The 19,239-nt window shown below is 68.3% G+C and carries 21 protein-coding genes; 15 read left to right on the forward strand and 6 right to left on the reverse strand.

The features are described 5' to 3' along the window. Positions 1-49 precede the first annotated feature (49 nt). Positions 50-1,252 carry a serine hydrolase domain-containing protein gene (locus ACFV15_RS25495; RefSeq protein ID WP_378353109.1) on the forward strand — a complete coding sequence of 401 codons (1,203 nt, stop codon included), beginning with the start codon at positions 50-52 and terminating at the stop codon, positions 1,250-1,252. Here the strand turns inward: ACFV15_RS25495 and ACFV15_RS25500 are convergent. Together ACFV15_RS25500 and ACFV15_RS25505 are read right to left on the reverse strand one after the other, a co-directional pair. Then, the gene (locus ACFV15_RS25500) at positions 1,227-2,018 is read right to left on the reverse strand and encodes a sensor histidine kinase (protein ID WP_378353110.1); all 792 of its coding nucleotides are present in this window, start codon (positions 2,016-2,018) and stop codon (positions 1,227-1,229) included. The two genes, ACFV15_RS25495 and ACFV15_RS25500, sit on opposite strands and share 26 nt — an antisense overlap. Before the next feature lie 47 nt (positions 2,019-2,065). Beyond that, the gene (locus ACFV15_RS25505) at positions 2,066-2,491 is read right to left on the reverse strand and encodes a hypothetical protein (protein WP_378353111.1); all 426 of its coding nucleotides are present in this window, start codon (positions 2,489-2,491) and stop codon (positions 2,066-2,068) included. A 169-nt stretch (positions 2,492-2,660) separates the two neighbouring features. Between ACFV15_RS25505 and ACFV15_RS25510 the strand changes: the two genes are divergently transcribed. Then, a complete protein-coding gene (locus tag ACFV15_RS25510; protein ID WP_378353112.1) occupies positions 2,661-3,398 on the forward strand; it encodes an SDR family oxidoreductase in 738 nt (245 codons plus the stop codon). A gap of 63 nt (positions 3,399-3,461) precedes the next feature. Here ACFV15_RS25510 and ACFV15_RS25515 read toward each other — a convergent pair whose 3' ends face one another. After that, positions 3,462-3,965: a MerR family transcriptional regulator gene (locus tag ACFV15_RS25515; protein WP_378353113.1), complete on the reverse strand. Its 504-nt coding sequence runs from the start codon at positions 3,963-3,965 to the stop codon at positions 3,462-3,464. A 298-nt stretch (positions 3,966-4,263) separates the two neighbouring features. Here ACFV15_RS25515 and ACFV15_RS25520 point away from each other — a divergent pair, with 298 nt between their 5' ends. The 4 genes from ACFV15_RS25520 to ACFV15_RS25535 are packed head-to-tail and all read left to right on the forward strand — an operon-like array spanning position 4,264 to position 8,205. Further along, positions 4,264-5,130, forward strand: coding sequence for an alkaline phosphatase family protein (locus ACFV15_RS25520; RefSeq protein WP_378353114.1), 867 nt, complete (start codon positions 4,264-4,266; stop codon positions 5,128-5,130). Positions 5,131-5,133: 3 nt separating this feature from the next. Further along, positions 5,134-6,396, forward strand: a complete 1,263-nt coding sequence (locus ACFV15_RS25525; RefSeq protein ID WP_378353115.1) for an MFS transporter — start codon at positions 5,134-5,136, stop codon at positions 6,394-6,396. Continuing rightward, entirely contained in the window at positions 6,393-7,370 is a 978-nt protein-coding gene (locus tag ACFV15_RS25530) for a TolB family protein (RefSeq protein WP_378353116.1), read from the forward strand. Before ACFV15_RS25525 ends, ACFV15_RS25530 begins: the two co-directional genes overlap by 4 nt. 16 nt (positions 7,371-7,386) lie before the next feature. After that, positions 7,387-8,205, forward strand: coding sequence for a chitosanase (locus ACFV15_RS25535; RefSeq protein ID WP_378353117.1), 819 nt, complete (start codon positions 7,387-7,389; stop codon positions 8,203-8,205). A gap of 85 nt (positions 8,206-8,290) precedes the next feature. On the opposite strand, the gene ACFV15_RS25540 is transcribed toward ACFV15_RS25535, so the two are convergent. Further along, on the reverse strand, positions 8,291-8,644 hold the full coding sequence (locus ACFV15_RS25540) for a hypothetical protein (RefSeq protein WP_378353118.1): 354 nt from the start codon (positions 8,642-8,644) through the stop codon (positions 8,291-8,293). Positions 8,645-8,701: 57 nt separating this feature from the next. On the opposite strand from ACFV15_RS25540, the gene ACFV15_RS25545 reads away from it, so the two are divergent. The 4 genes from ACFV15_RS25545 to ACFV15_RS25560 all read left to right on the forward strand — a co-directional run bounded on the left by ACFV15_RS25545 (position 8,702) and on the right by ACFV15_RS25560 (position 12,083). Then, the gene (locus ACFV15_RS25545) at positions 8,702-10,108 is read left to right on the forward strand and encodes a carboxylesterase/lipase family protein (RefSeq protein WP_378353119.1); all 1,407 of its coding nucleotides are present in this window, start codon (positions 8,702-8,704) and stop codon (positions 10,106-10,108) included. A 448-nt stretch (positions 10,109-10,556) separates the two neighbouring features. Next, a complete protein-coding gene (locus ACFV15_RS25550) occupies positions 10,557-11,006 on the forward strand; it encodes a hypothetical protein (RefSeq protein ID WP_378353120.1) in 450 nt (149 codons plus the stop codon). Positions 11,007-11,016: 10 nt separating this feature from the next. Beyond that, positions 11,017-11,388: a VOC family protein gene (locus ACFV15_RS25555; RefSeq protein WP_378353121.1), complete on the forward strand. Its 372-nt coding sequence runs from the start codon at positions 11,017-11,019 to the stop codon at positions 11,386-11,388. 44 nt (positions 11,389-11,432) lie between these two features. Further along, positions 11,433-12,083, forward strand: coding sequence for a cutinase family protein (locus ACFV15_RS25560; RefSeq protein WP_378353122.1), 651 nt, complete (start codon positions 11,433-11,435; stop codon positions 12,081-12,083). Between the two features lie 45 nt (positions 12,084-12,128). On the opposite strand, the gene ACFV15_RS25565 is transcribed toward ACFV15_RS25560, so the two are convergent. Further along, positions 12,129-12,839: an alpha/beta fold hydrolase gene (locus tag ACFV15_RS25565; RefSeq protein ID WP_378353123.1), complete on the reverse strand. Its 711-nt coding sequence runs from the start codon at positions 12,837-12,839 to the stop codon at positions 12,129-12,131. Positions 12,840-12,967: 128 nt separating this feature from the next. Here ACFV15_RS25565 and ACFV15_RS25570 point away from each other — a divergent pair, with 128 nt between their 5' ends. Next, on the forward strand, positions 12,968-13,531 hold the full coding sequence (locus ACFV15_RS25570) for a TetR/AcrR family transcriptional regulator (protein WP_378353124.1): 564 nt from the start codon (positions 12,968-12,970) through the stop codon (positions 13,529-13,531). Between the two features lie 32 nt (positions 13,532-13,563). Here the strand turns inward: ACFV15_RS25570 and ACFV15_RS25575 are convergent, their stop codons facing one another. Beyond that, positions 13,564-14,730, reverse strand: a complete 1,167-nt coding sequence (locus ACFV15_RS25575) for a GDSL-type esterase/lipase family protein (RefSeq protein WP_378353125.1) — start codon at positions 14,728-14,730, stop codon at positions 13,564-13,566. Positions 14,731-14,749: 19 nt separating this feature from the next. Between ACFV15_RS25575 and ACFV15_RS25580 the strand changes: the two genes are divergently transcribed. The 4 genes from ACFV15_RS25580 to ACFV15_RS25595 are packed head-to-tail and all read left to right on the forward strand — an operon-like array spanning position 14,750 to position 19,177. Then, positions 14,750-15,427 carry a response regulator transcription factor gene (locus ACFV15_RS25580; protein ID WP_378353126.1) on the forward strand — a complete coding sequence of 226 codons (678 nt, stop codon included), beginning with the start codon at positions 14,750-14,752 and terminating at the stop codon, positions 15,425-15,427. Next, on the forward strand, positions 15,417-16,835 hold the full coding sequence (locus ACFV15_RS25585; protein ID WP_378353127.1) for a sensor histidine kinase: 1,419 nt from the start codon (positions 15,417-15,419) through the stop codon (positions 16,833-16,835). The genes ACFV15_RS25580 and ACFV15_RS25585 overlap by 11 nt, the downstream gene beginning before the upstream one ends. A gap of 57 nt (positions 16,836-16,892) precedes the next feature. Next, positions 16,893-17,972 (forward strand): acyltransferase family protein, encoded by a 1,080-nt coding sequence (locus ACFV15_RS25590; protein ID WP_378353128.1) that lies wholly within the window; start codon positions 16,893-16,895, stop codon positions 17,970-17,972. Next, a complete protein-coding gene (locus ACFV15_RS25595; protein WP_378353129.1) occupies positions 17,969-19,177 on the forward strand; it encodes a glycosyltransferase 87 family protein in 1,209 nt (402 codons plus the stop codon). Before ACFV15_RS25590 ends, ACFV15_RS25595 begins: the two co-directional genes overlap by 4 nt. Positions 19,178-19,239: the final 62 nt, after the last annotated feature.

Genomic DNA, 19,239 nt, shown 5'->3' on the forward strand with positions numbered 1-19,239 from the left:
CGGGTCGATCCCTGATGTGACCATCGTCGCGAGTGGACATTCTCGTCACATGAGATCAGCACTCACCGCACTGGCCACCGCCGCCACGCTCCTGTTCACCGCACTGCCCGCACTCGCGGCGGATGACCCCGGGCAACCCGAGCTCCCGGCGATCAACGCGGCCGCACTGGCGGCGGCGATCGCGGGCCTGCCCGACGAAGACACGACCGGCGCACTGGTCCGGATCACCGGTGAGCGCGGCCAGTGGTCCGGCACCTCCGGCGAATCCGACCTCCGCACCCACGCGCCGGTGCGGCCGGACGGCTACTTCCGGATAGGCAGCACCACCAAGGTCTACACCGCCGTGATGGTGCTGCAGCTCGCGCAGGAACACCGGATCGACCTCGACCAGCCGGTGCAGCGCTACCTGCCGGGACTGCTCCCCGCGAGCTACCCGAAGATCCCGGTGTACACCTTGCTGGACCACACTTCCGGCCTGCCGTCGGTGGACATCGACGGTCTCTACGATCCACAGTGGATTCTCAAGCACCGCTACGAGTACTGGAGTCCGCGCCAGGTCGTGGAAACGGCGTTGAAGCACCCGATCGATTTCCAGCCGGGCACCGCGCAGAAGTACACGAACACCGCGTATGTCACCGCCGGCATGCTCGTCGAAAAGATCACCGGCCGGTCATACGCCCGAAATCTGCGTGAGCGGATCACCGGGCCGCTGGGCCTGTGCCACACCTACTACCCGAACGACGACCCGCACCTGCCCAACCCGGCCGCCCGCGGCTACCTCAACGTGGACGGGGTCGACCTCACCGGGATCGACGTCGACGTCGTCACACTGAACGGGACGACGAAGCTCGCCGACGTGACCGAGATGAACCAGTCGATCCCCGGCGCCGCGGGCGCCATCATCTCCACCTCGGCCGACCTGGACGCGTTCATCACCGGGCTGTTCGACGGCCGCCTGCTCGGCGAGGAAATGATGTCGAGGCTCTTCACCGTCCCCGAGGTGCCCATGTTCGACGGCACGGGGATGGCGACCTTCAGCCAGGGCCTGATGAGCCTCCAGCTGGGGCCGTTCACGGTCTGGGGCAAGACCGGCAGCCGCTACGGCTATTCGAGCGGTGTCTTCGCGACCAGGGACCTGAAGCGCAAGATGGCCTACTCGGTCAACGCCACCGTCAAGTCGCAGGACGGCCAGCCGAAGATCGTGCAGGAGATCGCGAAGGCCGCGGTCACGCCTCCGCCCGCTCATCCCTGACCAGTGCGGCGGGCACGGTGAACGCCGCCGTCAGGCCATCGTCGTCATTGCCGCGCAGGCTGACGGCGATGCCCTGCCGCTGGCTCACCAGCGCCACCACGTCCAGTCCGAGGTGGGTGCCGGCGCCGAGATCGATCTTGTGCGGGGTCGCCAGCCTGCTGTTGGCCTTGCCGAGCTCCGGCTCGGCCAGCCCGAGCCCCGCGTCGGCGATCTCGACGGCCAGATCGCCCTCGTCGGTCGCGGTCACCCGGAGCACGACCTTGGTGTCCGGCGGCGAGAACGACGTGGCGTTAGCGAGCAGTTCGGTGATCAGGTGGACCAGGTCGAACACGGCGTCGCCCACCACGGCGAACCCGATGACCTGGTGCACCTCCACCCGCGTGTACTCCTCGACGGCCGACACGGCCGCACCCAGGACATCCTCGAGCGGCGCCGGCCGATCGACCTGCCGAGGGTAAGGAGCGCCCGCGAGCAGCAGCAGCCGCTCCTGGTTCCGCCGCATCAAGGTCGCCATCTGGTCCAGCTCGAACAGCTTGGCCAGCCGGTCAGGGTCCTCTTCGGTCTGCTCCAGCCGGTCGATGATGGCCAGCTGCCGGTCGATCAGCGGCCCGATCCGCTGCGACATCTCCGTGGAGAACGTCAGCAGTGCCTGCGGCACCTCGGTCGTATCCGCTTTCGACGGCTCTCGCCCGCGTCGCAGCACGGCGATGGGCACGGCCGCGCCGACCGCCGCCCCGGCCAGCCCCCACAGCGCGTAGTGCCACATAGAGCAGAAAGTACGCGGCCGCTGCCCCTGCGTCGATGCCTCGGCCGCTATTTCGCCTGCAGCATCCCCCGGAACGCCTCCCGATGCGCCCACGCCAGGTAGACCTCGGCGACCCCGATCGCCGCGGCGAGCACCAGCCCGGACGGCGCCAGGAAAACATGGAACGCGAAGATCCCCACCACGACCGGCGCCAGCACCGCCAGTGCGAGCGGAACGAATCGGTTCGCCAGCAGCAAAATCCCCACCACGAGCTGAATCCCGGACACCAGCGGCAGCATGTACCCGGTCTCGAACAAGGCCATGGTGAACTTCAAAGCACCCTCGGGCATCCCACTCGCGTCACCGGGCATGAAGTTCAGGAACCCGTTCGAGCCGGTCACGGTGAACAGCAGCCCCACGAGCGTCCGAACGGTCGCCGTCACAACGCGGACGGGCGTCTTGACCTGGGCGGGGGCAGCGATGGTGGCAGTCATGTGTCTCTCCTCTGTCCGGCTTCTCACCCCTGCGTCGAACGGCCACCGCCCCCAATCGACATCCGCCGCCAAAAAAGTTTCGAGCCCTGTCACAGATCAGCGTGCTGCCCTGTCCCAGCTCTTCGCAGGCGTTCCGGATCGGCCGGACGCGGGACGTAAGGAGTCACCCATGAAGGTCGTCGTGATCGGCGGGACCGGGCTGATCGGGTCAACTGTCGTCGCCCGGCTCGGCGAACACGGGCACGAGGCGGTGCCCGCCGCCCCCTCGACCGGCGTCGACACGATCACCGGGGAGGGGCTCAAGGAGGTACTGCATGGCGCGGACGTGCTGGTCGACGTGTCGAACTCGCCTTCGTTCGCCGATGACGACGTGCTGGCCTTCTTCACGACCTCGACCGGCAACCTGACCGAGGCCGCGGCGGCAGCCGGCGTCGGGCACTACGTCGCGCTGTCCGTTGTCGGCGCCGAGCGAGCGGCCGACTCGGGGTACATGCGGGCGAAGGTGGCGCAGGAGAAGCTGATCCGCGAGTCGGGCCTGCGCTACTCGCTGGTGCATGCCACGCAGTTCTTCGAGTTCGCCGCCGGTATCGCGGACAGCGCGACCGTCGACGGTGTCGTGCGCCTGCCGGACGGTGGCGCGCAGCCGGTCGCGGCCGCCGATGTCGCCGCGGTCGTCGGGCGGACTTCGGTAGGCGACCCGCTCGACGGAGTCGTCGAAATCGCCGGGCCCGAGGTGTTCGGCCTCGACGAGTGGATCCGCACCGTGCTCGCGGTGAGGAACGACTCGCGTGAGGTCGTGACGGATCGTGAAGCCCGCTACTTCGGTGAGTTGCTGGGGGAGAGGACGCTGCTGCCCGCTTCCGACGCGCTGATCGGCCAGATCCGCTTGGCCGAGTGGCTGGGCTGACGCCACTCGAAGCATCATCCGATGTCTCCGCGGCGACGAGGTCGCCGCGGAGACTTCGTCAGGTCAGCCCGCGGCCGCGCGGGGCCGGATCCGGTTCTCGGGGCGGTTCGCGACCACCACTCTGAAAGCGCTTACAAGAAGCTCCGCGAAGTCTTCCTCGGAGTACGGGACGGGGACCCGCTCGGCGTGCGCGTCGGCCATCGCCTGCGCGACCGGGATGACGCTGTCCATGGCCTGGGCCAAAAAACGCAGCGCGGTCGGGAGCGGGATGCCCGCCGCGGCCATGTCGATCGCCGCGCGCATCACCTCGGGGCAGGCGGCGCCGGTCTCCTGGGGCTCCTGGCCTGCGCCGAGCATCGCGGCGATGGAAACCAGATTGAAGCCCTGTTTCTGCAAAGACGCGATCTGTTCGAGCCGTCGCATGTGCACGGGCCCGTAAAGCGCGAACCTGCCGCTTTTCGCGGGCGCGGGCAGTAAGCCTCGTGTCTGGTGCGCACGGATATTGCGCACGGACATGCCAATGGCCGAGGACAGTTCTTCAATCGTATAGCCGTGTGACGATACCATGTGATATCTCCCTTGACCGCGCGGTCGATGGAAGCATGGCGCTGAGCGGCACACCAGGCAGAACCACCGGCAGAACCGCAGGTGGGAGGTTCTGCCGGTCGCCCGTGGCAATTCAAGTATGCATCAATTCGAACGGTTACACCGATCTGTGCAAACCATTCTCAAAATCTCCGTTCTCACCTACTTTCGTAGGGATTGAATTACGCCGAATGGTTGATCTTGGTGTATTACATGCCACTGTTGGGGATTAAATGCCCTTCGAGACATCGGATGTCTCGTCATAGCTGAAGGAGATTCCATGTTCTGGAAGCGGATCGCGGCCGCGACAGTGGTCGCGACCAGCGTCGCCACAGCTCTTGTGGTGTCGCATGAGGACACGACCGGACCCGCGATCGAGGCCGTCGCCTCGACGGTGCCCGCGTTCGACCACATCGTGCTGGTGATGTTCGAGAACAAGAAGTACTCGTCCATCAATGGCAGTTCGAGCGCGCCGTACTTCAACAAGCTGGCCTCGCAGAGCGCGAAGTTCACGAATTCGTTCGCGGTCACGCACCCGAGCCAGCCGAACTACATCGCGCTGTTCTCCGGCTCGACGCAGGGCGTCGACAACGACAGCTGCCCTGTCAACCTCGGCAGCAAGCCCAACCTCGGCGCGCAGCTGATCGGCGCCGGCAAGAAATTCACCGGCTACTCCGAGGCGATGCCGTCCGACGGGTACACCGGCTGTACCAGCGGCACCTACAAGCGCAAGCACAACAGCTGGGTCGACTTCGGCAACGTGCCGTCGTCGAGCAACAAGCGCTTCTCGTCGTTCCCGAGCGACTTCACGAAGCTGCCGCACGTCGCCTTCGTGACCCCCGACATGTGCAACGACATGCACGACTGCGGGATCGACACCGGTGACAACTGGCTGAAGAACCACCTCGACGCGTACGCGCAGTGGGCGAAGACGCACAACAGCCTGCTGATCGTCACCTTCGACGAGGACAGCAACACCTCGGTGAACCAGATCTTCACCACGTTCACCGGCGCGCACGTCAAGCCGGGCAGCTACGGCGACAACATCAACCACTACTCGGTGCTGCGCACGATCGAAGCCTCGTTCGGGCTCCCCGGCATCGGGCACGCGGCCGAGAAGTCGCCGATCACCAGCGTCTGGCAGTAGCCCATGTACCTGTCGACCATCGGCCGTAAGGACAACCCAGGCGGGCTCTCGCGGCGCTCGCTCGGCGGTATGAGCGGCAACGTGCTGGCGCTGGGCACGGTCAGTCTCGTCACCGACATCTCGTCGGAGATGGTGACCGCCATCCTGCCCGTGTATCTCGTGCTGGGCCTGCATCTCAGCCCCGCCGCCTACGGCCTGGTCGACGGGCTCTACACCGGTGCCACGGCGTTCCTGCGCTTGATCGGCGGGTACGTCGCGGACCGGGTCAGACGGCGCAAGGCGGTCGCCGCGGTGGGCTACGGGCTCTCCGCGGTGGCCAAGCTCGGCCTGCTGGCCGCGGGCTCGTCCGCCGCGGCGATCGGGGTCGTGCTGACCGCCGACCGCACCGGCAAGGGCCTGCGAACAGCGCCGCGTGACGCGCTGATCACGTTGTCCGCCCCGGAGGACATGCTCGGCCGCGCCTTCGGGGTCCATCGCGCGATGGACAGCGTCGGCGCGTTCGCCGGGCCGCTGGTCGCGGTGGGCGTACTCGCCGCGGTCGGCTCGTCCAGCGGCGTGGGCGGCTTCGACGCCATCTTCGTCACCAGCTTCTGCATCGCCGCGATCGGCGTGCTGCTGCTGTGCCTGTTCGTGCGCGACCGCCGAGGCGAGCGGCCTCCGGCAGGCACGGTCTCGCCCCGCGCGGTGGCGGCGCTGCTGCGCGGCGCGGGGGTCCGGCGGCTGCTGCTGGCCGCCTGCGTGCTCGGCATGACCACGATCGGTGACGGGTTCGTCTACCTGTTGCTGCAGCGCAAGGAAGACATCGCCACCGGCTGGTTCCCGCTGCTGGCGGTGGGCACCAACCTGGGCTACCTGCTGCTCGCGGCGCCGCTCGGCGCGCTGGCCGACCGCGTCGGCCGCCTGCCGGTGATGCTGTGCGGGTACGGCCTGCTCGCCGCCGTGTACGTCCTGCTGCTCAGCCCGATTTCGGGCTGGCCGCTGTTCGTGCTCACCCTGGGCTGTTACGGCGCGTTCTACGCGGCGACCGACGGCATCCTCATGGCACTGGCCGGGCCGCTGCTGCCGGAAGCCCTGCGCACCACCGGTATCTCGATAGTGCAGTCCGGGCAAGCGCTTTCCTACTTCGTGTCGTCCGTCCTTTTCGGACTGGCCTGGCAGGTGTGGGGAGCGAGCACCGCGATCACCGTCGCCGCGTGCACCGTGGGTGCCGCGATCGTGATCACCTTCTTGCTGCTCGTCCCACGTGGCAAGGAGGCGAAGGCATGACCACACGCACCAGGATCTGGATCGCCATCGCGGGCGTGCTCGCGCTGGCCGTGACCGCGGTCGTCTACATCGGACTGAGCGGGACGCGCGGCCAAGCGGCCAGCGCGACGAGCGTGGTGACGCTCGACGGCCAGCGGCTCCTGTTCCGCAGCACGGCCGACGGCGAAGCCGGACGCGTCGCCACCGTCGCCACGAGCGATCCCGGCGGCGCGCGGTCGGTGTCGGCGCTGAGCTGCGCGCGTGTCTACGCCGCGAGCGGCACCGGGATCTGCCTGCGCGCGGAGGGCGGATTGAGCACGTACCAGCTCGTCGTGCTCGACAAGCAGCTCTCGGTCACCAGGGAGATCCCGCTGGTGGGGCTGCCCAACCGGGCCAGGGTGTCCGCCGACGGGAAACGGTTCGGCTGGACCGTGTTCGTCACCGGCGACTCGTACAACGGCGGCCGGTTCTCCACCCGCGCCGGCGTCCTGGACTCCACGTCCGACCTGCTCGAAGGCACGCTCGAAGACTTCACCGTGACCGTGGACGGCAAGCCCTATCAGGCGGCCGACCTCAATTTCTGGGGTGTCACCTTCACCTCGCAGCAGAACCGGTTCTACGCGACCATGTCCACCGGGACCCACCGGTACCTGGTCGAAGGCGATCTCGCGGCGCGCACGGTCCGCACACTCCGTGACAACGTCGAGTGCCCATCCCTTTCACCCGACGAAAAACGCATCGCCTACAAGGCGGCCATCGACGGCGACCCCGCCAAAGGCTGGCGCGTCTCCGTGCTCGACCTCGCCACCGGCGCCATCACCCCACTCGCCGAAACCCGCAGCGTCGACGACCAGCCTGCCTGGCTCGACGCGCAGACCATCGGCTACGCGATCCCTCGCGGCGGCGGGCATTCCGACGTCTGGTCCGTGCCGTCGGACGGCACCGGCGCACCGCGCCTGCTCATCCCCGAGGCCGAATCCCCCTCGGCGCTCTAACCTTTCGGAGGCAGAAATGAAGCGATACCTGGTGCCGGTCTCACTGGCATTGACCGCCGGGCTCGTGCTGACCAGCGTGGCTTCGGCCGCGGCTCCCCAGCTCGACCAGAAGACCGTCTACATGATGGACGACATCACCGCGGTCTTCGAGCAGGGCGCGAACGCGCCGCAGTACGGCAACATCGAGAACGACAAGGACGGCTGCGGCTGGACCGCGGGCTGGATCGGGTTCTGTACCGCCACCGGCGACATGCTGGAGCTGGTCGAAAAGTACAACAAGGCCAAGCCGGGCAACGTACTCGAGAAGTACACCCCGACCCTGCGCAAGCTGGCCGACTCCGGCAGTGACAGCGTCAAGGAACTGGGCACCAAGTTCCCCGCCGACTGGAAGACCGCGGCCAAGGACAAGGCGTTCCAGCAGCTCCAGATCAAGATCGGCCACGACCTCTACCTGACCCCGGCGCTCACCATCGCCGGCCAGATCGGCATCAAGACCAACCTCGGCGTCGAGAACCTCTTCGACACCGCGCTGATGATGGGCCCCGGTCCGAAGGACTGCGACGGCATGCCCAAGATCGTCAAGGAGACCACGGCGGCCGTCGGCGGCACCCCCGCGACCGGCAAGAACGAGAAGGCCTGGCTCAAGACCTACAACGAGATCCGCGTCAAGCACATGAAGAAGCCCTGCACCCCCGGCCGCGAAGCCGACTGGCCGCAGGCGGTCGACCGCTCCGAAGCACTGCAGAAGCTGTCCGACACGGGCAAGCAGGACCTGCGCCCGCCGCTGACCGTCGGCGGCGGCTACGACGTCACCATCACCAACCCGCACGACTGACCGGCGAACGGGGCTCGCCGGGTTCGCCCCCCGTGCCCGGCGGGTCCCGTGTTTCGTCAGCTCTTGCTCGCCGGTCGCGCGGCCGTCATTCGCGCCTCCCCAGTGCCTCGGCCTCCGGCAAGCCCAGCCGTTCGGCGAGCCGCCGTCGTCGCCGCACTTGAGCACTGGTCCGTGGCCGTGACTTCGGTTCCTGGCCGCAGCCACACGTCTCGAAGCCCTCGTACTTGAGCCCGGCTTCGAGCACCGCCTTGACCGCTGCCCAGCCCGAGTCGTTCCGGCGTCGCGGCGCCGCGAAGTCGTGCCCGGCGTAGACCAACGGCCGACGGCACGACGGGCAGGGATGCTCGGCCCCGTCCCAGGCGTACTTGTGGCTCTTGCGGCATGCCACGCAGACGTAATGGACCTTGTAGGTCGATTCGGCGTAGCGGCACATGGTCATCGAGCCTACTCGTAATTCGGTGGCGCGCTTGGGGATTCACCGAGGATGATTCGCGCGGTGAGCGACAGGCCTGAGGTCCGCGTGACGGCTGGGAAACTGCGCGGCACCCGCGAATCGGGGATCGCGGTCTTCCGTGGCATCCCGTTCGCCGAGCCGCCGGTCGGCGCACTCCGCTTCGCCGCGCCCCGGCCGGTCCGGCACTGGGACGGACTACGCGAAGCCGTCGAGTTCGGCCCGCCGCCACCGCAGGCAGGCGCTTTCGGCATGGACGCGGTGCCCGGGGGCGATGACTGGCTCACCGTCAATGTCTGGTCGCCTGAGCCAAGCCAGGGAGCCGGGCTGCCGGTCATGGTCTGGATCCAGGGCGGCGGCTACGGGATCGGCATGTCGGGCCTGGCCGAGTACGACGGCGCCAGGCTCGCGCGCGACGGGGTTGTCTTGGTGACGTTCAACTATCGCGTGGGGATCGAGGGGTTCGCGCGGATCGAAGGGGCGCCCGCCAACCGGGGGTTGCTGGATCAGGTGGCCGCGCTCGAATGGGTGCGCGGCAACATCCGGGCCTTCGGGGGCGATCCGGACCTGGTGACGGTGTTCGGGCAGTCGGCGGGTGGTGGGTCGGTCGCCTCGCTGCTGGTGATGCCGCTGGCGGAGGGGCTCTTCCGGCGGGCGATCGCGCAAAGTGTGCCGGGGACGTACTTCACGCCGGAGTTGGCCGGTGATATCGCCGCCGCGTTCGCCGCCGAGTACGAGTTACTGCCCACGGTGAGTCAACTGTCTACTGTGGACCCTCGTGAGCTGCCTGCCGCCGGGGACGAGGTGACCGCGAAGATCGGGCAGCGGACGCGCTGGGGGCAGGCCGCGCATCGGTCGATCCCGTTCGCGCCGGTTGTCGACGGGGAGGTGCTGCCGACGACTCCGTGGGAGGCCAGCCGGCAAGTCGACATCATCGCCGGGCATACGCGTGACGAGCAACGGCTCTTCAGCGTGATCGAGAACGCGTCGGCGCCGTTGGAGGTCTTGGCCCCGGACGCGCGGCGGTATCGGGAAAGTTTTCCTGGAGTGAGCCCGGATGAGCTACTTGAGTTCGTCAACTCGGATTGGCTGTTCCGCATGCCGTCGCTTCACCTTGCCAAGACGGGGCGTACCTATCTGTACGAGCTGACGTGGTCTGGGATTCTCGGCGCTTGCCATGGGCTTGACGTGCCGCTCGTCTTCGGAAACCTGCAACGCGGGCAGCCCGCCATGCTCATCGAGGACGTGGCGGCCGCCGAGGCGGTGTCCGCGGACATGCGCGCCGCGTGGATCGCGTTCGCTACGCATGGCGATCCAGGTTGGCCCGCTTACGAACCCGAGGGACGGCTTACGCGGATCTTCGACACGCCGTCGACGGTCGCCGCGTATCCGGAAGAGACGTCCCGGCTGCTTTGGCAGGACTACGCGTTCGCTCCGCTGCCGCTGCTCTAGCGTCGCGTGATCCTGCCGGTGCTGGTCGCCGGTTATTGAGGGAAAAACCAAATGTGGCTTACCCCCAGGGCAGCTGAGTGAGGGCCTCCTTCAGTCAGATATACGCAATGCTGGGCAGTTGAGGCTTGGCCCGCGTTGTCAATCGGCACGTGAGCACGTGAAACCCGGGTCGGTCGGGCCGTCGTCGGTGGCCCGGCCGCAACCCATCTAACGTCCACAAAGGACTCAAGCGGCTGAATTTCGCCCGCGATGTCGCATTTGCCTGCTTTGCGGGGCGGCGTGGACGGAATGAACGGGGCGTATGTGTCGCTCAGCGTTGCGAACGCCCCGTTCGCAACGTTGAACCACCCCTGCGGCACCCGCCGAGCAGCGGGCTTGACCACGCGACGGTGGCGGACCGGCAATATTGCCCTCGTCCGGCGGCGGCGGCGCCGGGCACGATCACCGGATGAGCAGGCAGGCGTCGACCGGTGGCCGCGGCTCGCGGTTCATGCATCGCGTCATGGCGGTCATGTTCTGGCTGCCGGTGCCGGTACTGCCCGCGCTGCTGGTCTCCGGTGATCTCGGCTGGGCTTGGTGGCACGTGGCCCTCGTGGTGCTCTTCTCGCTGTTCCTCGGATTCGCGAGCTGGTGGGACGCGGGCGACGAGAAGCAGGACACCGAGCGGTTGCGCGCGGCGGGACGGCGGGCCGTCGCCGAGATCCTCGTCATCGAACTGGAGGATGTCCATGACGGCTCAACGGAAATGGCGGTGCTGAGACTGCGGATCGCCGGCGCGGAGGTGCCGCCGTTCGAAGCGTGGTACCGGACCCCGGGCCAACCCGAGTTCAAGGTCGGCGCCCGCTTTCACGCCACCGTCGACCCGGCTGACAACCTCGTCACCCTCGTACCGCTTTAGGCTGCGGTTCATGATCCTTCGCCACGTGACCATCGACTGCGCCGATCCGTACGCGCTCGCGACCTTCTGGAGTGCCGTGACCGGCTGGCCGCTGTCCGATGAGGACGTTCCCGGTGATCCGGAGGTCCTCGTCGAAGCTCCCGCTCCGGCACCCGGCTTCCTGTTCATCCGCGTGCCCGAGCCCAAGACGGTGAAGAACCGCGTCCACTTCGACTGGATGCCGACCGAGCGCACCCGTGACGCCGAAGTGGAGCGCGTCCTCGCGCTGGGCGCCACGCTGCACGAGGACCACCGCAAGCCCGACGGGCGCGGCTGGGTCACGCTGCTCGACCCGGAAGGCAACGAGTTCTGTGTCGAGCGGAGCGCGGGGGAGCGCGCCTGAGCGGTGTCATCGAGATTTCATCGGATCTCGTTAGCGTCGCCGTCATGAAGAAGAAAAGGACTTCGGTGCTGCTGGCCGGTCTTCTGGCCACAGCGGGGATTTCTCTGGCACAGGCGCCTGCGGCACACGCGGCTTCGTGCGACGGCACGTACACGATCGTCGTCGGTGGCACCGGCAGCTCGTGGAACAACGACGGTTTCACCGGCAACATCCAGCAGCACGTCGGCTACCCGACGGCCATCCCGAACGGCGCCAGCGCCCGTGCGGGCGTCAATGAGCTGAACCGGCTGATCCGCGACCAGCGCGCCGCCTGCCCGTGGCAGCACGCGAAGGTGGCAGGCTACTCGCTGGGCGCCGCTGTCGTGCACACCTGGGTCACCGAGAACTGGCAGACGTTCGACAACGTCAACGCCATCCTCGTCTCCGACCCCAAGCGCCAGGCGCCGCCAGGGGCCAATGGCGGGAGCGTGCCGTTCGGCGGGTTCGTCGGCGCTCCACTCGCCGGCGCCGACCGGTTCTTCGGCAACGTGCCGGTGAAGTCGATCTGCCACTGGGACTACGTCTGTGACGAGTCCGCCGGCATCTGGACCTACCCGCACAACCACGTCAACAACTATCCCAACGACTTCAACGTCGACCATCACAACGACGACGCCAACGAGCAGTGGTACAACGGCGCCTGGCAGCCCTGGTAGCGGCGAAGATGCCCCCGGCGACGGGGGCATCTTTCGCGTCTTGCGCTAGGCGGTGTGGGTGGCCGCGGCGATGATGACGTCGGCCACCATGCCGGGCTGGGAGACCGCGACGGCGTGCGAGGCGTCGATCCTGGTGATCTCCGACGAGGCGCGCTTGGCCATGAACTCCTGGGCGGCGGCGGGAATCGCGTTGTCGTGGTTGGCGATCAGTGCCCACGAAGGCAGCTTCGTCCACGCGGGGACGGCGTCGAACGGCGCGGCCAGAGCCGCCTCGGCGACGGGCCGCTGCGTGACCGCCATGATCGCCGCGGTCTCGGCGGGCACGTCGGCGGCGAACACCTCGGCGAAGTCCTCCGTCTTGATCGACAGCTCGGGCTTGCCTTGTGCGACAAGGACATTCGTGGTGTCCGGCCCGAGCTTGCCGCCCGGGAACCGGCCGGACAGCTCGAACACGCTCTCGCCGTTGTCCGGCTGGAAGGCCGCGATGTAGACCAGCGCCCGCACGTTCGGCGTCTCGGCGGCCGCGCGGCTGATCAATGCGCCGCCGTAGGAGTGGCCGGCCAGCACGACCGGGCCGGACACGCCGTTGACGACGTCCGCGACGTAGGCCGCGTCGGACTCGACACCCCGCAGCGGGTTGGCGGCGGCGATCACCGGATAGCCCTGCTCGCGCAGCTTCGAGACCACGCCGGTCCAGCTGGACGAGTCGGCGAACGCGCCGTGGACCAGGACGATGGTGGGCTTGGTGGCGGTCATGGTGACTCCTTGGGCTTCGAGAGAGAACGAACGGTCTTTCTGCTAGCAATCATGGGGTGCTGCCGGGGCTGGGGCAATGTGATGAGACCCATCTTGTGGAACGAACGTTCTTTCTCTACGATGCGGGCATGAGGACCGGTGAGGTTCACCCCAAGGAGCGCCTGCTCGAAACCGCGGCGCGCCTGTTCTACGCGGAGGGCATCCACGCGGTCGGCGTCGACCGCCTGACCTCCGAAGCAGCCGTGACCAGGGCGACCTTCTACCGGCACTACCCCGCCAAGGACGATCTGGTCGCGGCCTACCTGGCACTCACGAGCGAGCGCATCAGGACGGCCGTCGCCGCCGCGCGGCAGGACAAACCCGCGCTGGAGGCGCTGGTCGACACCATGGCCGTCGTCGGCAACGCGACCACGGGCGAGGACTTCCGCGGCTGCCAGTTCCTCAACGCCGCCGCCGAGTACCCGGACCCCGAGCACAAGGTCCGCCAGGTCATCGACGACCACCGCGCCTGGTTCTTCGGCGTGCTCCGCGACCTGTCGGCCACGCTCGGGCATCCCGATCCCGACCACGCCGCCCGCGTACTGGTCCTGCTGCGCGACGGCGCGCTCAGCGGCGGTGACCTCGACGACGCCGAGACGGTCCGCGAGACCTTGCGTCGAGCCGTGGCCGACCTTTTCGCTCAGGGGTCGTGAGTGGTACGGCCGGTTCTAACCGGTCTAAACACTCACGACCAGAAGGGGCCGCCAGGCCCGAAAGCCAGCTTGGCGAAGCGTTCCCCGATCCGGCGGTGCGCGGCGGCGTCGGGGTGCAGGCGGTCCGGCATCGGAAGTTCGGCGAAGTCCGCTTCCCCGTACAGCTCCAGACCGTCCAGATAGGACAGCCGGGCATCGGCCCGCTCCCGCACTATCCGCGCGAGTTCCTCTCGGATGACCTTGAGCGTCAGCTTCCCGGCGGCGCGCTCGGCGGGATCGCCGGTCGCCACGAAGCGGAGTTCGCCCTCGCGGATCGCGTCGAGGTCGAAGGCGACCGGGCCGGGGGTGTCCTCCTGGATCGGGCAGAAGATCGGGGAGACGACCAGGAGCGGGGTGGCCGGGTGGCCTTCGCGGATGGTGTCGAGGAAGCCATGGACCGCCGGGCCGAAGGCGCGCAGGCGCATGAGGTCGGCGTTGGCCAGGTTGATGCCGAGCTTGACGCTGATCACGTCGGCCGGGGTGTCGCGCAGGGTCCTGGCGGTGAACGGGTCGAGCAGCGCACTGCCGCCGAGGCCGAGGTTGATCAGCTCGACCCCGCCGAGCGAAGCGGCCACCATCGGCCAGATGCCGGTGATGCTCGCGGCGTTGGAGCCCTGGCTGATCGAGCTGCCGTGGTGCAGCCAGACCCGCTTGCCTCGGTCGGGTGCCCGCTGGACCGGGGCGTCGGTGCGCAGTGCGCCGAGTTCGACGCGTTCGTTGTGCGGCAGCCAGATCTCGACGTCCTTGGCGCCCGGCGGCAGGCCGGTGAAGCGCAGCGTGCAGTGCGGGCCCGATGTGGTTTCGACGGCCCCGGTCACCGGATCCGCCACGTGGACGTCGCCGCCGCTCGTGCGGGCTTGCGCGCTGAGTTCGCCGTCGATGACCAGGTCGAAGCAGCCGTCGGGACGCGGAGGCAGGCCGCGGAGGTCCATTTTGGTGCGGAAGACGTCCAGTTCGACCGCACCCGCCGTGGTGTGGAAGGCCAGCCGGACGCCGGACGGCTTCGATTCCGCCGTGGCCAGCTGCGGGTCGGCGCACTGCGCGCGTGCCCAGGCGGGCAGCCGGTGGGGGAGCAGGCCGTTGGCGGTGCGCTCCAGGTCCTGCGCGCCACGCAGGAGGTCCGCGGTGAGGGGTGTGGTGATCCAGTTCGGCGCGGTCATGATGTGAGACCGTACCGGGATGCGCGTATTGGTGGTCGAGGATGAACGGCGGCTCGCCGAGTCCTTGCGTGCGGGCCTCACGGCCGAGGGCTACGCCGTCGACGTCGCGAACAACGGCCGCGACGCGCTGTGGCTCGCCGGGGAGAACCCGTATTCGGCGATGATCCTCGACATCATGCTGCCGGGGCTGAACGGCTACCGCGTCTGCCAGCGCCTGCGCGCGAACGGGGACACGACGCCGATCCTGATGCTCACCGCCAAGGACGGGGAGCACGACGAGATCGAGGCGCTCGACACCGGCGCCGACGACTTCCTGCCCAAGCCGTTCTCCTATCCGGTGCTGCTTTCGCGGCTGCGGGCGCTGATCCGGCGCGGTGGGTCCACTCAGGCCGGTCCGCTGCGGCTCGGCGACCTCGAACTCGACACCGGCAGCCATCGCTGCCGTCGCGGCGAGACGGAGATCCCGTTGACCGCCAAGGAGTTCGCGCTGCTCGCCTACCTGCTGCGGCGGCCTGGCACGGTGGTCACCAAGAGCGAGCTGCTCGAGAACCTGTGGGACTTCGCGTCCACCGCGACCGCCAATGTGGTGGAGGTGCACATCAGCGCGCTGCGGCGGAAGATCGACACCCCGTTCGGCGCCGAGACCATCAGGACGGTGCGCGGTGCCGGATATCTGGTGGTGCCGAATGCTTCGTGATCTGCGGCGGTCCACGCGCCTCCGGGTCGCGGCCGCGGCCGCGTTGTCGTCGATGATCGCGCTCGGCGCCATCGGGGTCGTGTTCGTCGTGCAGACACAGGACCGGCTCGAAGCGACCGCCACGTACACGGCCAAGCAGCGGGTCTACCGGATCCAGGAGCTGCTGAACGCGGGCACCCCGGTGGACAAGATCAACAGCAGGGTTCCCGACCTGCTCTACGAGATCCTCGATCGGGAGGGAAAGCGGGTGGCGAGCTGCCCGGCGACCTGGAATGGGAAGCCGCTGATCGCGCGGGCGGAGTCGGCTGGAACGGGCTTTACCGACTTCAGGCTGTATGACGTGGACCGTAACCAGCGAGAGCCGATGAATTGCCTGGCCGAGCTGCAGGAATATGCCTATCGGGACAAACCGGAGCAGCTGGACGAGTCGCAGCCGATTCCGCTGTACAACGCTATGGGATATTCCGAAGACCAACGCTACGTCGTGTACGCGGCGGCCACGATCGACGCGGCCGCTCTGACGGCGGCCGAGACGACGCGAACCTTGCTGCTGGTCGGGATTCCGCTGGTGTCACTGCTCATCGGCGTGATCGCCTGGTTCGCCGTCCGCAGCTCACTGCGCCCGGTCGAAGCGTTGCGCCGGGAGGTCGCGGAGATCAGCGGGCACGACCTCGGCCGCCGCGTGCCGGAGCCCGGCGGCCGTGACGAGATCCCTCGCTTGGCCGCCACCATGAACACCATGCTGGACAGGCTGGACACCGCGATGACCAGGCAGGTCCAGTTCACCGCCGACGCCTCGCACGAGCTGCGCACCCCGCTCACCTCGATGCGCAACCAGCTCGAGGTGCTGCTCACCTACCCCGACCAGATCGAATGGCGGCCGTCGTGTGAGAACGCGCTGCTCGACGTCACGAGGATGGAAGAGCTGGTCGCCGACCTGCTGCTGCTCAGCAAGGTCGAAGCGGCGGAGACCGGGCTGGTCCCGGTGCCGCTGGCCGAGATCGTCGCGGCCTGTCTCGACGGCCGCGAGCCACGCGAAGGCGTCACCATCGAGTCCGATGTGGACAGAGCGGCGGTGGTGCTGGGTCACCGGACCAGGCTCACCCGGCTGCTGCGCAACCTCGTCGACAACGCGGAACGCCATGCGACGTCGAGTGTGCGCGTCACGGTGTCCATCGTGGACGATGACTGCGTGCTGACCGTCGCCGATGACGGCGCGGGCATCCCTGAAGAGGACGCCGAGCGCGTCTTCGACCGGTTCGTGCGGCTCGACGACGGCCGCGACCGTGACGAGGGTGGCTCCGGGCTTGGCCTCGCGATCGTCGCCGAGATCGCGCACGCACACGGCGGCACCGTCTCAGCTGAGGGCTCCGTGCTGACCGTGAGGCTGCCGCGCGTGGAAAGCTGAAGACGTCTTCAGCGATCTTAAGGTTCGCTTCAGCGACTGAGCCCGAAGCTGCTCGGCATGCCGATGAGTCATGCCGAGTACCTCGCCACCCGCCAGTTCCACGGGCTCACCGGCTTGCGCGCGCTCGCCGCGGCCGCCGTGGTGTTCTTCCACTATGGCGGGCCCGCGCTGGACAGGCTGCAGGGCTGGATCGCCGTGCACCTGTTCTTCGTGCTGTCGGGCTTCCTGATCACGACGTTGAGCCTGCGCGAGGAGGACCGCGCCGGGCGGATCTCGCTGCGCGCGTTCTGGATCCGCCGGGTGTTCCGGATCATGCCGGTGTACTACACGGTGCTCGCGCTGACGACGGTGTTCGTCCTCATCGGCGGGACCTACTGGAGCACCAGGCTGGGCGACGCGATGCCGTTGTACCTCGTGTTCGGCAACGAACTCGTCGACTACAACACCCCGCTGGGCATGTCGTGGACACTCGGTGTCGAAGAGAAATTCTACTTCGTCTGGCCGGCGCTGCTGGTGCTCACCGCGCTGGCGAAGAGCCGGAAACTCTGGCTGCGCGCGGGAATCTGCGTGGTGTCGGTGGTGGCGGTCGTCGCGGTGGTGCTGCCGCTGACACACGGACAGGGCTGGGGAAAGCTCGCGGCGCACTACGTTTCGCTGGTGATCGGCTGCCTGCTCGGGCTGCTCATGCACCACCCCAAGGGTTTCGCGCTGGTACGCCCGTTGATGCGGCCGGTCGTGGCCGTGCCGATCGCGGTCGGCTTCTGCGTGTTCCAGCTGTGTGTCGGTGACCTGGTGCCGCTGGTCGGCGGGATTCCCTGGTTCACCCCGATCTACGCGGTCGTGTCGGCGGTCCTGCTGGTCGCCGCGCTCGCGCCCGGCCCGGTGCAGCGGGTGCTCGCGTGCCGTCCGCTGACCTTCGTGGGCGACCGGTCCTACGGGCTCTACCTGAGCCAGGTCATGGCCGCCGCGGTGACCGGCCTGCTCGCGCCGTCCGGCTACGTGAAGGCGGCCGCCACCGTGGCGGTCGCGCTCGGCATCGCCTGCGTGCTGTACCGCTGGATCGAAACGCCGATGATCGCGCGCGGCAGGCAGATCGCGTCCCGCCGCCGTCCGGCAGCGCTGGTGGGTGCCGCGTGACACCCAAGCGAGGTGAGCTGCTGCTGATCGTGAGCGCGGTCTTGGTCGCGCTCGCGGTCTTACCCACCTTCTGCAGTTTCGGGCCGTTGGACCTGGAGGTCTACCGGTTCGGCTCGCAGGCGCTGGTCGCTGGCCACGACCTGTACGGACCGCTGCCCGTCACCCGCCTGGGCGTCTCGCTCCCGTTCATCTATCCGCCGTTCGGCGCGCTGGTGATGCTGCCGCTGGCCCTCCCGCCGCTGGCCGTGGCCTCGGTGCTGCTCATCGCGGCGACCATGGCCTCGCTCTGGGCGGCGCTGCGGGTCGTCATCCGTCGCTTGTGGACGGTCACGCCCCGCATGGCCTCGGTGGCCGCGCTGGTCGCGACCGTGCCGTCGCTCGCGCTGGAACCGGTGCGTAACACCCTGTCGTTCGGCCAGATCAACATGGTGCTGATGGCGCTGGTGGTCATCGACTGCCTCGCCGAGAAGCCGCCCTGGCCAAGGGGCATGCTGATAGGCATCGCGGCGGCCATCAAGGTCACCCCGGCCGCGTTCTTGCTGTTCTTCTTGCTGCGCAAGGATTTCCGTGCCGCGCTGACGGTCGTCGTGTCGGGTGCCGCTGCCAGCCTGCTCGCGTTCGTCATGGCGCCCGCCGCTTCGGTCAAGTACTGGTTCGGCGGCCAGCTGACCAGCGCCTCCGGGATCAGCGGTTCACCGCTCAACACCAACCAGACGATCGCGGCGGCGCTGCGCAGGCTGCACCTGCCGCCTGACGGGCTGCTCTGGTGGGTGCTCGTGCTGCTGGTGCTCGTCGCCGCCGCGCTCGTCATCGGCCGGGTCGAGGCGCCGATGGCGGTCATGGTCACCGCGGCCGCCGCGCTGGTGATCTCGCCGATCTCCTGGTCACACCACTGGGTGTGGATCGCGCCCGCGCTGCTCGTGTTCGCCAGGTCCGCGAAACCATGGCTGACGCTCGTGCTCGCCGCGGTGTTCGTCATACCGCCGTTCACGCTCCCGCCCGCCGGCGGCGATCGCGAACTCGCCTGGTCGCCGGTGGAGCACGTGATCGGCAACGTGTACCTGATTCTCGCGCTGGCCTTCCTGACCTGGCAGCTGCTCGCGTCTCGGCGCCTCGCGGCAGGTCGACACGAGCAGCAGGAGCACGAACAAGAGCCCCACGATCGCCAGGCAGCCCCCGCCGCCGCCACCGGATTCCCGGCGTGACCGGTATTCGGCCATGGTGGTCCTTTCGGGCCTGCCGGGCGGCCCCCTCACCGCCCGGCAGG

Origin of the sequence: Amycolatopsis sp. NPDC059657 (genome assembly GCF_042734395.1) — a bacterium.
Lineage (GTDB): Bacteria > Actinomycetota > Actinomycetes > Mycobacteriales > Pseudonocardiaceae > Amycolatopsis.